Here is a 12,552-nt window from a genome sequence, read left to right on the forward strand (position 1 = left end):
GCGTGCCCCAACGCCGCGGACCCGGCAAAGATCCGAAAGAGAGGGCCTAGGCCGACCGGGCTTCGGTGAGGGCCGCGCCCATGGTGTCGCTGACCACCCCGTAGACGGCGGTCCAGGCGGCCTCGGCCTCCGGGGTCCACTCGTCGCCGGCGTAGTGGGCCAGGGTGGCGAGCAGGCTCGCGCCGACCGCCGGGAAGTGCTCCACCAGCGCGCCGTACCCGGCGTGCCGCGCGCCGAGGTCGCGGAGCAGGCCGACCACGGTGTCGGTGTCCTCCAGGTGGGTGACGAGCGCGCCGAGGGCGGCGAACAGCCGGTCCTGCTGCTCGTCCAGGTGCTCGGTGAAGAGGCCGCGGACGCCGGGATCGTGCTCGAACAGGTGCCGGTAGAAGTATTCGGCGACGACCGGGCCGTGGGGCTCCACCGCCGCGAAACTACGCTTGACGAGTACGGGGTCCATAGTCACGGTGCCCGACTCTACTGAGCGGGTGGGTAATTCGAACAGAGTTCCCCGATGAATGGTCAGGTACCGGACGCTGGTGTCCGTCTGCTCAACGGGAATTCCCCTCTCTCCGCCATTCGGGTGGGTTCGGCCGTTCGGGCCGGGATCCATTACCGCCTAATGGATGAAATGCGGCCGATTCGGGTACAACCCGTCCTGCCGCCCGGATGGCCGCCAAACGGGTGGGACGCGGTCAAAAGCGAAGGTGTCGCAGTATGACCGGTCAGGGATCGTGATTCCGTTTTGTCGGATCTTGTGCCCAGACTGCCCGCCACCCCGGCAGCCGACCGTGAAGGAGAGCCGGATGAGCCGACAGTTTCCCCGCACAGCTGCCGTCCTGGCCGTTCTCACGGTCGGGGCGCTGACCAGCTGGAACGCCCCGCTCTCGGTGGCCCGACAGGCACCTGACGCGTGGTCGGGCGAGCGCCGGGCGGTGCTGCCCTCCGGGCTCTCCGTCCAGTTCGACCTCACGGCCGCACCGGGCACGGCGGTCGGCGCCGAGGCGGGCCGATTGGCCGACCGCTCCGGAGGGGGGCGTTCCACCGTCTACGCGGACGGAATGCGCCCCGGAGACGCCGCCCAGACCTTCCTCCTCACCCCCGACCGTCCGCAGACGGACGGTTCCTGGCGGACCGTCGGAACTCTCCGGCTGGGATTCTCCCGGCCGGTCCGCAATCCCCGACTGCACCTCAGCGGACTCGCCGCGGCGGCCACCGGGAATTCCGGCACCACCAGCACCGCGGCCCGGCTGACCCTCACCGGCGGCTCGCCCGCCGCCCCCACCCTGGTCGGGCGCACCGACTGGTCCGGCTGGACGGTCGACGGCAACTCCCTGGCCCCCGCCGGGAACGACGGCTCCTCCGACGCCGCCGCCGGCTCCGCCGCCGAAGGCACCCTGGAACTCGCCGGGACGGTCCGCACCGCGGTCTTCCGGATCGAACAGCGCTCCACCTCCCGGGCCGGGAGCACCACCGCCGCGCCCGCCCTGCGCCAGGCCTACACCGTCACCGTGGACGAGGACCTCGGCACCGCGCCGCAGGCCTACGGCAACGCCTCGCACGTGGTCTCCGACCTCTTCCTGGGCGCCGACGCCCTCACCCCGGGCCGCCGCGACGCAGGCCGCCCCGTCGCGAGCCCGTCCGCCGGGCCGCTCGTCGAGCTCGACCACGACGCCGTCCGGCGCGGCAACCCCTTCGCGAGCCTGCCCGCCGGAACCCCCGGCAGCCCGCCGCCGCCCAAACTCCAGCCCGGCCGCGGCGAGTACCAGGGCGCCGACCCCTCGCTCGGCTTCCCCGACGGGGCCGCCATCGGCCGCTACTACCGGGTCACCGTCCCGGTCGCGGTGGGCGACCAACCCGCCACCCTGGCCGGCTGGATCGACTTCGACCACAGCGGCCGGTTCGACCCCGCCGACCGGGTGCAGGCCGAGATCCCGGCCGGCGCCGGCACCGCGACCCTGGAGTGGACCGTGCCGCCCGGCGCCGCCTCCGGCGAGACCTGGGCCCGGCTGCGGATCGGCCGCGACAACAGCCAACTCGTCCCCTCCGGCGGCTTCGCCGACTCCGGGCAGGTCTCCGACCAGCGGATCAAGCTGACCGTCGGCGCCGCCCGGCCCGAGATCGCCGAACCGGTCGACGGCACCGTCCTGGCCGACGCCCGCCCCCGGATCAGCGGCGAAGGCGCCGTCGCCGGCGCCTCGGTGGAGATCCGGGACGGCGACAACACGCTCTGCAAGGCCAAGGTCGAGCGCGGCGGGGGCTGGTCCTGCCGCCCCGGCAGCGCGCTCGCCGCCGGAGGGCACGCCCTCACCCCGGTGGAGACCACCACCGGCGGCCTGGTGCTGCGCGGCGAGCCCGTCAAGGTCACCGTGAAGACCACCCCGCCGGCCGCGCCCGTGCTCACCCTCCCCGCCTACACCAATGACCCGGGGCTGCAGCTCACCGGCACCGGCGAGGCCGGCAGCACCGTCTCCGTCGCCGACCGGTCCACCTCCGCCGACCTGTGCAGCAGCGCGGTCCGGGCGGAGGGCGAGTGGTCCTGCCTGCCGGTCGAGAACCTGGCCGACGGCAGCCACCAGCTCACCCCCGTCGCCGTGGACGCGGCCGGGAACCGGACGGCCGGGCAGCCGGTCGTGCTGGTCGTGGACACCGTGCCGCCGGCCAAGCCGGTGCTCACCGCGCCCGCCCCCGGCGAAGTCCTGCGGGTCAGCCGCCCGAAGCTCACCGGACGGGCCGAAGCGGGCACCAACGTGCTGGTCACGGCCGCGCCGGCGGCGGGCACCGGCGACCGCACGGTGCTCTGCGGGGCCACCGCGGCACTGGACGGGAGCTGGAGCTGCACCGCCAACCGGGACTTGGCGGACGGGGAGCAGTGGCTGACCGTCACGGCGACCGACCGGGCGGGAAACGGGACTTCGGGGGACCCGGTACGGGTGCGGGTGGCGGCGAGTCCTTCGGTGCCCAGTGCTTCGGCGTCGGCGAGTCCTTCGGTGGTGAGTCCTTCGGCGCCCAGTGCTTCGGTGGCGGCGAGTCCTTCGGCGGCGACTCCGGTGGCCGGTGGGGCGAGTGCTTCGGCTTCGGCATCAGCGTCGCCCACGGTGTCGCCCTCGGCTTCGGCTGCGCCTTCGCTCGCGGTGTCGCCGTCGGCTGCGCCTACGGTGTCGGCCCCGCTCTCGGTGTCGCCCTCGGCTGCGCCCACGGTGTCGCCCTCGGCGGTCGGGTCGCCGAGCCCGACCGAGGTGCCGGTGCTCCGGCCGGTCCCGCCGGGGCTGCTGCCGATCGTCGTACCCCCGGTCGTGCCGCCGGTGGTCCCGACCTCGGCGGCGCCCTCGGTGGCGGTGCCACCGGTTCCGTCCGTCCCGGCGTCCCCTGCCGTCTCCACCACACCCACCGCCGCCACCGCCCCCACGGCCTATGCGGGCTCGGCCCGTCCGACGGTGCCGTTCGTTCCCGCCGTCTCCACCCTCTCCGCCCCGCCGTCCGGCAGCGCCGCCCCGTCCCCGGGCGTCGCGTCGACCGCCGGTGCCTCCGCGACCCCCGCGGGGTCGCCCGGAACCGTCGCTGAGCCCCGGTCGGCCGCTGAGCAGGACGGATCCCGGGCGGGCCGTGCCGCTGCCCGGCCGCTGCCCGCACCCCCGGCGGAGGAGGCGGCGGCCAGTCGGCCCCGCGAGCCCTGCTGGCACGGCGTGCTGGCCGGGGTCCTGCTGGTGCTCGCCGGAATCGGGCTGATCACCCGTCGGGTGTTCGCCCGTGGATCCGGTGCCCGACGGCGCTGACCTGCGCCGAACCGTCCCGACCATCCGCCCATGTGCCTGCGCGTCAGGTCAGCTTCGGACGATTCGTCAGTAAATGTCGACACACCTCAGCTCAAATGTCGCATTTGATGACGTATGAACTTAGCCTGACTCTGGCACTGCCCGTCAGATCCGGGCCGCCCGTTGCGCGACACACCAGACCCAGAGGATCCGTGCATGGACGTCACCCGCGATTCTTCGCAGCGACCCGACAACCTGCCCAAGTCGTTCCCCCCGGCCTTGCCGGAACGTTCCGCCACCGGCGCCAGCCCGCTCGCCAAGGTCTCGACCGTCAAGGCCGCCGGTCCGGTCGGTCCGGCCGGTCCGGTGGACAGCGGTCCGACGACCGCCCCGCTGGTCGTCGTCCCCGGCCCGTCCCCCGCCGACCCCGCCGACCTGCGGGACCCGCTGGAGACGGCCGCCCCGGAGACCGTCGAACTCCCCGAGCTCGGCCGGGCCGGTGCCCCCGCCGCCACCTCGCGCCGCCCCCCGCGGGCGGACCAGGCGCTGCGCGAGCACACCGCCACCTCCCTGCCCGGCTGGGTCGCGCTGCTGGTGGTGCTGCTCGGCCTGGCCGGCGTGGGCTACGTGCTGCTGCGCACCGGCGTCATCCCCCACCTGGACGCGCTGCCCGAGCTGCGCAGCCCCGCCGTGCAGGCCGGCGGCCGGTCCGGGATCGACGCCCAGGCCGTCGCCCTGGTCGGTGCGGCCGGGCTGCTGGTGGTGTTCGCGCTGGCCGGCCTGCTGGCCAACGCGGGCGGCGAGACCCGGGTGCTGAGCCGCTGGGGCCGCTACCGGGGCACGGTGCGCAGAACCGGGCTGGTCTGGGTGAACCCGCTGCTGCGCCGCCGCCGGGTCGACGTGCGGCTGCGGCACTGGCGCAGCGAGCCGGTCAAGGTCGTCGACCGCACCGGCACCCCGATCGTCGTCCGGCTGCTGATCGTCTGGCGGGTCAAGGACACCGCGCGGGCGCTGCTGGCGATCGAGGACCACGAGAGCTACCTGCGCGAGCAGGTCCAGGCCGTGCTCACCCGCACCGCCTCCACCCTGCCGTGCGACAGCAACGCGGCGCCCGGTCCGGCACTGCGCGACGGGCAGTGGTTCGCCGACGAGATGACCCGCGCCCTGGCCGCCGAGGCCGCCCCGGCCGGCCTGGAGGTCTACTCGGTGCAGCCGCTGGCGCTGGACTACGCGCCCGAGGTGGCCGAGTCGATGCGCCGCCGCCGGCTGGCCGACCTGGACGCGGGCCTGCGGACCGTGCTGGTCGACGATGCGGTGGAGGCGGCGGCGCTGGCCGTCCGCCGACTCGAGCGCGCGACCGCGCACGAACTGGACGAGGCCGCCCGCAGCGCGCTGATGGAACAGCTGCTGGTCGCCTTCGTCGCCCCGGCCGGAGTGGCCGCCTCGGTACCGCCCCCGGCCGCCCGGGCCGGGCGGAAGGAAGGACGACCCGCATGAGGATAGCCACCGGCGCGTACGCCGAACCCGGTACCGGCCTCGACGCCGACCCCGGTCTGATCGGCTTCGAGGAGCGCCTGGGCAGCATCCCCGCGATCACCGGCTGCGGCTGCCCGAACTGCGCCGCCCGGCCGCGCACCGCCCGCGCCGCGGCGGCCGGCGGTGGCAGCCGAATACACCGGGCCGTGCGAAGTACCTGCCTGGCCACCACCGTGCTGGCGGGCGCCGGCGTGGTCGGCCTGACGGCGGGTGCCGGCTCCGCGCACGCCGCGGCGGGCAAGCAGGGCTGGGACGGGTCGAAGTACTGGTTCAAGAACGGCAGCGGTGAGTGGCGCTGGACCAGCCACTACGACGTGTACGCCAGTCGTACCGGCCGGTCCGGCTCCGGCTCCGGCTCTTCCGGGTCCTCCGGGTCCTCCGGGTCCTCCGGGTCCTCCGGGTCCAACGCCGTCTCGAACGGCTCGGCCTCCTCCTGGGGGCTGCGCCAGGGCTGGGACGGCTCGAAGTACTGGTTCAAGAACGGCAGCGGTGAGTGGCGCTGGACCAGCCACTACGACGTCTACCTCAGCCGCACCGGCCAGTCCGGCGGCGGTTCGGACCAGGGCTCCGGTGGGTCGGGCAGCCGCCCGTCCGCGGACTCCACCCCGACCCCCGGGAGCACCGAGGCGGCCATCGACTACGCGCTCGCCCAACTGGGCAAGCCGTACGTCTGGGGCGGCAACGGCCCGTCCGGCTACGACTGCTCCGGGCTGGTCCAGCAGGCCTACCGGCGAAGCGGGATAGGCCTGCCCCGGGTGGCCGACGACCAGTACGCGGCGACCACGCCGATCAGCGCGGGGCAACTGCGCCGCGGCGACCTGGTGTTCTGGTCGGACAGCGGCCGTGCCTCGGGGATCCACCACGTGGGCATCTACCTGGGCGGCGGCAAGTTCGTCGAGGCACCCCGCCCGGGCAAGACCGTCCGGATATCCACCCTCAACCCGGGCTACTACCCGACCCACTTCGGTCGGCCGTAGCGCTCCGGCCGGTCCTCCGGCCGACGGTCCGGCCCCGGCGGGAGCACTCCCGCCGGGGCCGGGGCGCGTTCAGGGCAGCTGCGGTGCGGAGCAGCCGTGGCTGCGCGCCGACCGGGTGGCGAAGGTGCGCAGGGCGTCCTGCTCGAGGGCCGGGGCGGGGGCGGCGATCCGGTGGCCGTCGTCGACGGTGTCCACGGTGTAGAGGGCGGTGGCGCCGCCCGGACAGGCGGCGGTGGCCCAGGCCAGGCCGTCCCGGCTGCCGGCCGGACCGGTGACGCGGTAGCCCGCGACCCCGGGGAGGACGGCGGCGAACGGCGGGTAGTACGCCCCCAGGCGGAAGCGCGGGGTGTCATCGCCGGCGAACAGGAAGCAGTCCTCGACCGGGGCGGCCGGATCCGCGGGCGATTCGCCGGTGGTGCCCGACAGCCCGGCGCAGGTGCCGCCGGCCCGGCCGTCCGGGACCTTGACGTACCGGGAGTCCGCCGGGACGTCGGTGACCTCCGGCCCGGAGCCGGGGGAGCAGCCCCAGACCCGGGCGGCGCCGTCCGCGGCGCGCGCGGCGATCCGGGCGAACCGGGCCCGCTGGACCGGGTCCTCGACGCCGGCCTTGACCGGGACGCCCGTCACCGTGACGACCAGGTCCCCGCTCCCGCCGACGCAGTCCGGTGCGAGCACGGCGAGCACGCCGCCCCGGCCCTGCAGGTCCAGGACACCCCGACGACCGTGGCCGAAGGGCATGGCCATGCTGGTGGCGATGTCCGGCCGCTCCCGCTGCAACGCGTGCAGCGCCCGGCCGACGGCCTCCGGGCCGCGGCCGACGCGGACCTCCAGGAAGCCGGCACCGGCCCGGTCCGCGTTGACCGCGGAGCAGGCCGCCAGACCCTCCGGCGCGTCGGCGTCCCTGCCGCGCAGCCGGTCCACCCCGAGGAAGGCGTCGACTTCGGCGGTGTCCAGGCTGCCGTGGCACAGGCCGGCCAGGCTGCGGCCGTCCTGCCAGCGGTCGTACCCGCCACCGAGGTAGAACACGGCGGAGGCGGCGAGGAGCACCACGCCCCCGACGGCGACCGGAACCCGCCACCGCCGACGCGTTCCGCCCGACCCCGTAGTCCCGGGCGTCACTTGTTCTCGCCCCCACGGCCGAGCGCGGTGGCTGCGTCGGAGCGACCGGTGTTGTAGATCGTCCGCATCTGCTGCTCGTCCCAGTCGACGGAGAGGGAGTCGGGGTTCAGGTGGTTGCGCTCCTGCTGCCACTTCTCGACCATGGCGCTGATGCCCTCGTGGCCGCTGCGGCCGTTGGCGCCGGTGAGGGTGTTCTGCTCGATCCGGCCGGCCGCGGCCGCGTTGATCTCCTCGCTTGCGTGCATCTGCCACCCCATGATCCCGGAGCCGACCAGGGTCTGTGCCAGGTCGCCCACTCCGGGGACCGGCACCAGCTTCATCGGGGTGCCGATGCCCTGGTACAGGCCCTTGGCCTTCCAGGCCGCGACCTTGGTGTCGTCGTCGCGTTGGTCGAGGATCGCGTCGGCCTGGACGGCGTCGAAGGTGCCGAGGGCGACCGCGGAGTTGGCCATGAGGCCCTTCCACTCCTTCTCGCCCACGTTCGGGGGGAGCTCGGCGAGCTGCTGCGCGACGTGCACCATCTCGGCCTGCTGGACGATGTGGTGGGACTCGGGGTCGTCGGCGATGCCGCGAAGGACCCGGATCAACGCGCCCTTGTCGGTGGCCATCCTGGTCTCCCCGGTCGCCGGGTCGGTCCAGACACCGCTGGCGTCCTTGCCCGCGTGGTCCTTGGAGGCCCGGTTGGTGCCGGAGAGGATGTCGTGGGTGTCCGAGGCGTAGTCGGCCAGGGCACCGGCGATCGGGCGCTGCATGCCGGCCGGGAGCTTCTCGTGGCCGATGCCGCCGTCCAACATGTTGACGGTGTCGCGCATGACCCGGGCCTGGCCATCGGTGTGGTGCTTCACGGCGTCCTCCTGCCCGGCACGGTCGCCGGTGGCGGCGGCCTCGATGGCCAGGCCGAGCGAGTGGTGGCCCTGGGCGGTCCGGCCGTCGGGGCCTCGTTCACCGGGCCAGCCCCGCTCGTCCAGCAGGTACTTGAGGTGGTCGTTGAGCCGGGGATCCCCTGGGTCCAGGAAGCGCGTGGAGGCCTGCGGGTTGTGGCTCAGCGACTCCAGGAAGCCGGCCACCGCGTCGCCGCCGCGGCCCTCGCCGAGGTGGTCCCAGCTCGGCTGGGTCGAGTCGGGCGCCCAGATGACCTGGGGGTCCGTCTTGGCATCGCGCTCGTACTTGAGGAGCTTCTCGCCGTAGGCGTTGAGGAAGTCGCTGTCGTACTCGCCCGAGCGCATCAGGCTGCTCATCAGCTGGTAGCCCAGTGGCATCGGGCCGCCGCCCGGACGGTTCAGAACCCGGGGGCCGAGTTCGAGCATCCCGTTCTCCCAGTCCTGCATGGCCTTGCTGTGGCTCTGGGTGGCGGTGCCGACGGTCGCGCCCAGCGAGGCCTGGAGCTTCTTCACGGCCTCGTTGCGTTCCTTGCTGTACGCGCCGAATCTCGCGGGGTCGTTGACGTCCCGCCAGAACTCCAGGGTCCCGCGCGGGCCGAGCGTGGTGGCGAACTGCTCGGCGAAGGCCGGGTCGTTCCTGCGCTTCTCCAGCAGGGCGTTGAGCTTCGTCAGTTCGTCGACCGAGAGGTCGCCGCCCTTGCCGGCCAGGGCGAGCGCCTCGGACAGGTCCTTGCGGGCCTCGGCGGCGGCGCTGAGGGTTTGGTAGCCGTTGGGGTTGAACGAGTTGTCGTTCGCGCCGTTCGGGTCCGAGCGCAGTGCCCAGGAGGCGGCCTCGTCCGCCTCGGCGGCCTGCTTGAGGACGGCCTCGATGGCGTGGACCATGTCCTCCACCGCCCGCTTCCGCTGTGGCAGGAAGACCGTCTGGTAGTCCGGGTCGGCCTGCGCGGCCTTGTCATGGAGCAACGGGTGGATGTCGGTGACCACTCCGGTGGCGTCGACCTTGAGGTGGGCTGCGGGGGCCTCCTCGTCAGCGAGCTTCCTGAGTTGGTTCTGTGCCGCGGCGAACTGCTTGGCGGCGTCTTCGAGCAGCCCGCCGAGATCGGTGGACTCCTTGCCGGCGGCGTCGATCTGTTCGGCGGCCTTCTTGATCAGCGAGCGGGCCTCGGCGGCGGCCTCACCCTCCCAGCCGGTGGCCAGCTTGTTGACGACCTCAGTGGTCAGCCGGTCCTTCAGGCCTTGGTAGCGGGCCTGCAGGGTCTTCCAGTCCTCGGCGGCCGCGTGGAGCGGCTCGATCTTGGCGGTCCGGACGGTTTCGTAGGTCAGCATGGTCCGGGCTCCCTCATTTCCCGCCGGGCAGGTTCTGCTTGTTGGCGTTCTCGGTCGCCGTGTAGCGGTCTGCGGTCGTGCGCAGCCGCTTGGCGATGTCGAAGAGGGTGTTTCCGAGAGTGGCCACCTGGTTGTCCCAGCGTATGGAGCGGGCGCGGAGCTCCGGGCCGGTCTGCCAGCTGGTCAGTGAGCCGTATGCGGTGGTGGTCTTCTCCTGTGCGGAGTGGTCGACGCCGCGGAAGGTGCCCTGGATCTCGTCGACGGTGCCGGCTCGTGCGCGCAGGTCGGCCGGGCTGACGGTCACCGTCCCGCCGGTGCCGGTGCCGGTGCCGCCGGCGGAGTTCAGCTGGAGGCTCGCGTACTTCTTCCGGTCGTCATCGTTGAAGAGACCGTCCCAGGCAGGATTGCCGGCCAAATCGTCCCCCGTGGTGGAGTCGTGAGCGGTGAAGTCTTGGTCAGTTCTTGGTGATTCATTGACCATGACTGCCCGGGGCGGCCGATAGTTCCCGGTCCGGTGGGGGCGGGGGAATGCCGCAGGCCGCCAACGAGGGCCCGGTGGGGGCGGGTTGGCGGCCTGCGGGGTGCGTGGGTCAGGCGGAGGCGGTGGTGAGGAGGGTGGTTTGGGCGGGGGTGAGGGTGAGGGTGGAGGCGGCGAGGAGCGGGGGGAGCTGGTCGACGGTGCGGGCGCTGGCGATGGGGGCGGCGACCGTGGGGCGGGCGGCGAGCCAGGCGAGGGCGACGGTGGCGGGTTCGACGCCGTGGTCGGCGGCGACCGCGTCGAGGGCCTCCAGGACCTTGGGGCCGCGCGGTTCGGCTAGGTAGCGGGCGGCGCCCTCGGCGCGGGCGCTGTCGACGCCCGGGCCGTCCGGGCGGTACTTGCCGGTGAGGAAGCCGGAGGCGAGCGCGTAGTAGGGCACGGTGGCGAGGCCGTGCTCGGCGACCACGTCGGCCAGCGGGCCCTCGAAGGTGTCCCGGGACACCAGGTTGTAGTGCGGCTGGACCGCGACGTACTTGGCCAGGCCCTCGCGCTCGGCGAAGGCCAGCGCCTCGGCGAGCCGCTCGGCGGAGATGTTGGAGGCGGCGACCGCCCGGACCTTGCCCGCGCGGACCAGATCGTCCAGCGCCGTCACGAACTCCTCGACCGGGGTGTCGTCGTCCCGGTGGGTGTAGTAGAGGTCGATGTGGTCCACGCCCAGGCGGCGCAGCGAGCCCTCGACGGAGGCCTTGATGTTGGCCGCGCCCAGGCCGCCCGCCTCGGGGTGCATGCCGACCTTGGTGGCGATCACGACGGAGTCGCGGTTGCCCCGGCTGCGCAGCCAGTTGCCGATGACCGTCTCGGACTCGCCGCCGGCGTTGCCGGGGGCCCAGGCGGAGTAGACGTCGGCGGTGTCGACGAAGTTGCCGCCGGCGGCGGTGTAGGCGTCCAGCACGGCGAAGGACTGCTGCTCGTCGGCCGTCCAGCCGAAGACGTTGCCGCCGAGGGAGAGCGGGTGGACGAACAGGTCGGAGGTGCCGAGGCGGACCCGGCTCTGGTTTCCGGTCATGCCCGCAGTCAACCCGCTTGCGCGGCAGCACATTCCGTCGGTCACACGGAATTCACGATCCGGTCGTACCACCGTCGCACGCGCGGGTGGTACCCGCGCCCGGGGTGGGTCCGGGGTGTGCCTGAGGTGGGCGGATTCGTTAGAGTCCGTGCCATGGCTGACAACGACTACGACCCCGCCGGTAGCACCCAGATGTTCCGGGCGTTCGTCGACGAGACCCCGGCGCCCCAGGCACCGGGCTCCGTCTCCACCTACGGCAGCAGCAAAAGCGGCAGTCGCACCGGCGTGATCGCGCTGGTCGCCGTCGTCGCCCTGGTCGTCCTGGGCGCCGTCGTCTGGCTGGCGGTCAAGTGACCCTCGCGCGGGTGGCCCCGGTGAGGGTCACCCGCGCGACGGGAAGCACCGGCTTCAGCAGGGCTTGCGCCAGGCGTTGAGGTCGAGCTTCTTCTGCATCGAACTGAAGCCCAGGGCCTTGGTCTTGGCGCAGAACTGGTCCGTGTCGAGCTTGTACTCGACGTGGAAGACCGCCTTGCCCGCCTTGATGAAGGGCGAGACCCGGTCGCACTCGTCGAACTGCGAGCACTCCTCGTTGACCGCGAAGTCGAAGTCCGGCAGCAGCGCGGGGATCTGGTCCAGGTCGTTCTTGAGGCCGATGGCCAGGCCGCGTTCGTGCGCGAGCTGGGCCAGCATCCGGTTGTAGGCGAGCTGGTCGGCCGGGGTCAGCGGGAAGCCGCTGTTCTGGTTGTAGGCCTCGATGGTGTCCGGCTCGATGGCGTCGAAGCCCTTGCTCCTGCACATGTCGAAGCGGGCGGCCATCAGCGGCTTCAGCTGGTCGAGTTTGCGGATGTCGAACCACTTCTCGCCCTTCCAGCCGGTGTCCGAGCCCTGCAGGGTCTTGGCGAAGGTGGCGGAATCGGGGCGGAAGTCCTCCCAGGAGCCGGCGTTGATGTAGCAGATCACCTTGCGGCCCTTGGCGTGCAGAGCAGCGACCACTGAGGCGTCGTTCTCGAAGCCGTCGATGTCGTAGACCGGCACGTCCACCGACTGGTCCACGGGGCCGCCGCCGAGCTGCCACTGCCAGGTCAGGCCGGGGGTGGGCTGCCAGCGGGCGCCGGCCTGCGGCGGGGTGGTGCCGGGCGGGGTGGTGCCCGGCGGGGTGCCCGGGGCGGTGGTGGCGCCCGGGGTGCCCGGGGCCGAGGTGGTGCCGGGGGCGCTGGGCGTGCCGGGGGTGCTGGGCGTGGCGGTGCCGGGGGTGCTCGGCGCGGTGGCCGTGGGCGAGTCGCTCTGGGTGCCGTCGGCCGAGTCGTGGTCGTCGTCCGAGCTCGAACTGCTGCAGGAGCTGACCAGCAGGGCGGTGACGGTGGCGAAGGCTATGGCGGCCGGCAGCAGCCGGGTGCGGCGGTTCACGGTAGTCGAA

General features: G+C 73.4%; 10 protein-coding genes. 4 read left to right on the forward strand and 6 right to left on the reverse strand.

Translation table 11 applies throughout. From position 1 onward, the window contains the following. Window positions 1–46: 46 nt before the first annotated feature. Complete coding sequence (locus tag ACFVXG_RS10965) at window positions 47–457, reverse strand: globin family protein (RefSeq protein WP_387926504.1); 411 nt, start codon at window positions 455–457, stop codon at window positions 47–49. A 346-nt stretch (window positions 458–803) separates the two neighbouring features. On the opposite strand from ACFVXG_RS10965, the gene ACFVXG_RS10970 reads away from it, so the two are divergent. The 3 genes from ACFVXG_RS10970 to ACFVXG_RS10980 all read left to right on the forward strand — a co-directional run bounded on the left by ACFVXG_RS10970 (window position 804) and on the right by ACFVXG_RS10980 (window position 6,265). After that, window positions 804–3,773: an Ig-like domain-containing protein gene (locus ACFVXG_RS10970; RefSeq protein ID WP_387926342.1), complete on the forward strand. Its 2,970-nt coding sequence runs from the start codon at window positions 804–806 to the stop codon at window positions 3,771–3,773. A 195-nt stretch (window positions 3,774–3,968) separates the two neighbouring features. Then, entirely contained in the window at window positions 3,969–5,249 is a 1,281-nt protein-coding gene (locus tag ACFVXG_RS10975) for an SPFH domain-containing protein (RefSeq protein ID WP_387926344.1), read from the forward strand. Beyond that, entirely contained in the window at window positions 5,246–6,265 is a 1,020-nt protein-coding gene (locus ACFVXG_RS10980) for a C40 family peptidase (RefSeq protein WP_387926345.1), read from the forward strand. Before ACFVXG_RS10975 ends, ACFVXG_RS10980 begins: the two co-directional genes overlap by 4 nt. A gap of 69 nt (window positions 6,266–6,334) precedes the next feature. Here ACFVXG_RS10980 and ACFVXG_RS10985 read toward each other — a convergent pair whose 3' ends face one another. The 4 genes from ACFVXG_RS10985 to ACFVXG_RS11000 all read right to left on the reverse strand — a co-directional run bounded on the left by ACFVXG_RS10985 (window position 6,335) and on the right by ACFVXG_RS11000 (window position 11,135). Continuing rightward, window positions 6,335–7,315, reverse strand: coding sequence for a hypothetical protein (locus ACFVXG_RS10985; protein WP_387926347.1), 981 nt, complete (start codon window positions 7,313–7,315; stop codon window positions 6,335–6,337). Window positions 7,316–7,380: 65 nt separating this feature from the next. Then, window positions 7,381–9,591, reverse strand: coding sequence for a hypothetical protein (locus ACFVXG_RS10990; protein ID WP_387926349.1), 2,211 nt, complete (start codon window positions 9,589–9,591; stop codon window positions 7,381–7,383). Between the two features lie 13 nt (window positions 9,592–9,604). Continuing rightward, complete coding sequence (locus ACFVXG_RS10995) at window positions 9,605–10,006, reverse strand: type VII secretion target (RefSeq protein WP_387926351.1); 402 nt, start codon at window positions 10,004–10,006, stop codon at window positions 9,605–9,607. Window positions 10,007–10,181: 175 nt separating this feature from the next. After that, complete coding sequence (locus ACFVXG_RS11000; protein WP_387926353.1) at window positions 10,182–11,135, reverse strand: aldo/keto reductase; 954 nt, start codon at window positions 11,133–11,135, stop codon at window positions 10,182–10,184. 153 nt (window positions 11,136–11,288) lie between these two features. Here ACFVXG_RS11000 and ACFVXG_RS11005 point away from each other — a divergent pair, with 153 nt between their 5' ends. After that, window positions 11,289–11,489 (forward strand): hypothetical protein, encoded by a 201-nt coding sequence (locus ACFVXG_RS11005; RefSeq protein ID WP_350506221.1) that lies wholly within the window; start codon window positions 11,289–11,291, stop codon window positions 11,487–11,489. Window positions 11,490–11,543: 54 nt separating this feature from the next. On the opposite strand, the gene ACFVXG_RS11010 is transcribed toward ACFVXG_RS11005, so the two are convergent. Continuing rightward, the gene (locus ACFVXG_RS11010) at window positions 11,544–12,542 is read right to left on the reverse strand and encodes an endo alpha-1,4 polygalactosaminidase (protein WP_387926354.1); all 999 of its coding nucleotides are present in this window, start codon (window positions 12,540–12,542) and stop codon (window positions 11,544–11,546) included. Between the last annotated feature and the right edge of the window lie 10 nt (window positions 12,543–12,552).

Origin of the sequence: Kitasatospora sp. NPDC058162 (genome assembly GCF_042884005.1) — a bacterium.
Classification (GTDB): domain Bacteria; phylum Actinomycetota; class Actinomycetes; order Streptomycetales; family Streptomycetaceae; genus Kitasatospora.

Coding starts and splice junctions, on each gene's coding strand:
- ACFVXG_RS10965 (WP_387926504.1), bottom strand. CDS start 457: ATGGACCCCGTACTCGTCAAGCGTAGTTTCGCGGCGGTGGAGCCCCAC.
- ACFVXG_RS10970 (WP_387926342.1), top strand. CDS start 804: ATGAGCCGACAGTTTCCCCGCACAGCTGCCGTCCTGGCCGTTCTCACG.
- ACFVXG_RS10975 (WP_387926344.1), top strand. CDS start 3,969: ATGGACGTCACCCGCGATTCTTCGCAGCGACCCGACAACCTGCCCAAG.
- ACFVXG_RS10980 (WP_387926345.1), top strand. CDS start 5,246: ATGAGGATAGCCACCGGCGCGTACGCCGAACCCGGTACCGGCCTCGAC.
- ACFVXG_RS10990 (WP_387926349.1), bottom strand. CDS start 9,591: ATGCTGACCTACGAAACCGTCCGGACCGCCAAGATCGAGCCGCTCCAC.
- ACFVXG_RS11000 (WP_387926353.1), bottom strand. CDS start 11,135: ATGACCGGAAACCAGAGCCGGGTCCGCCTCGGCACCTCCGACCTGTTC.
- ACFVXG_RS11005 (WP_350506221.1), top strand. CDS start 11,289: ATGGCTGACAACGACTACGACCCCGCCGGTAGCACCCAGATGTTCCGG.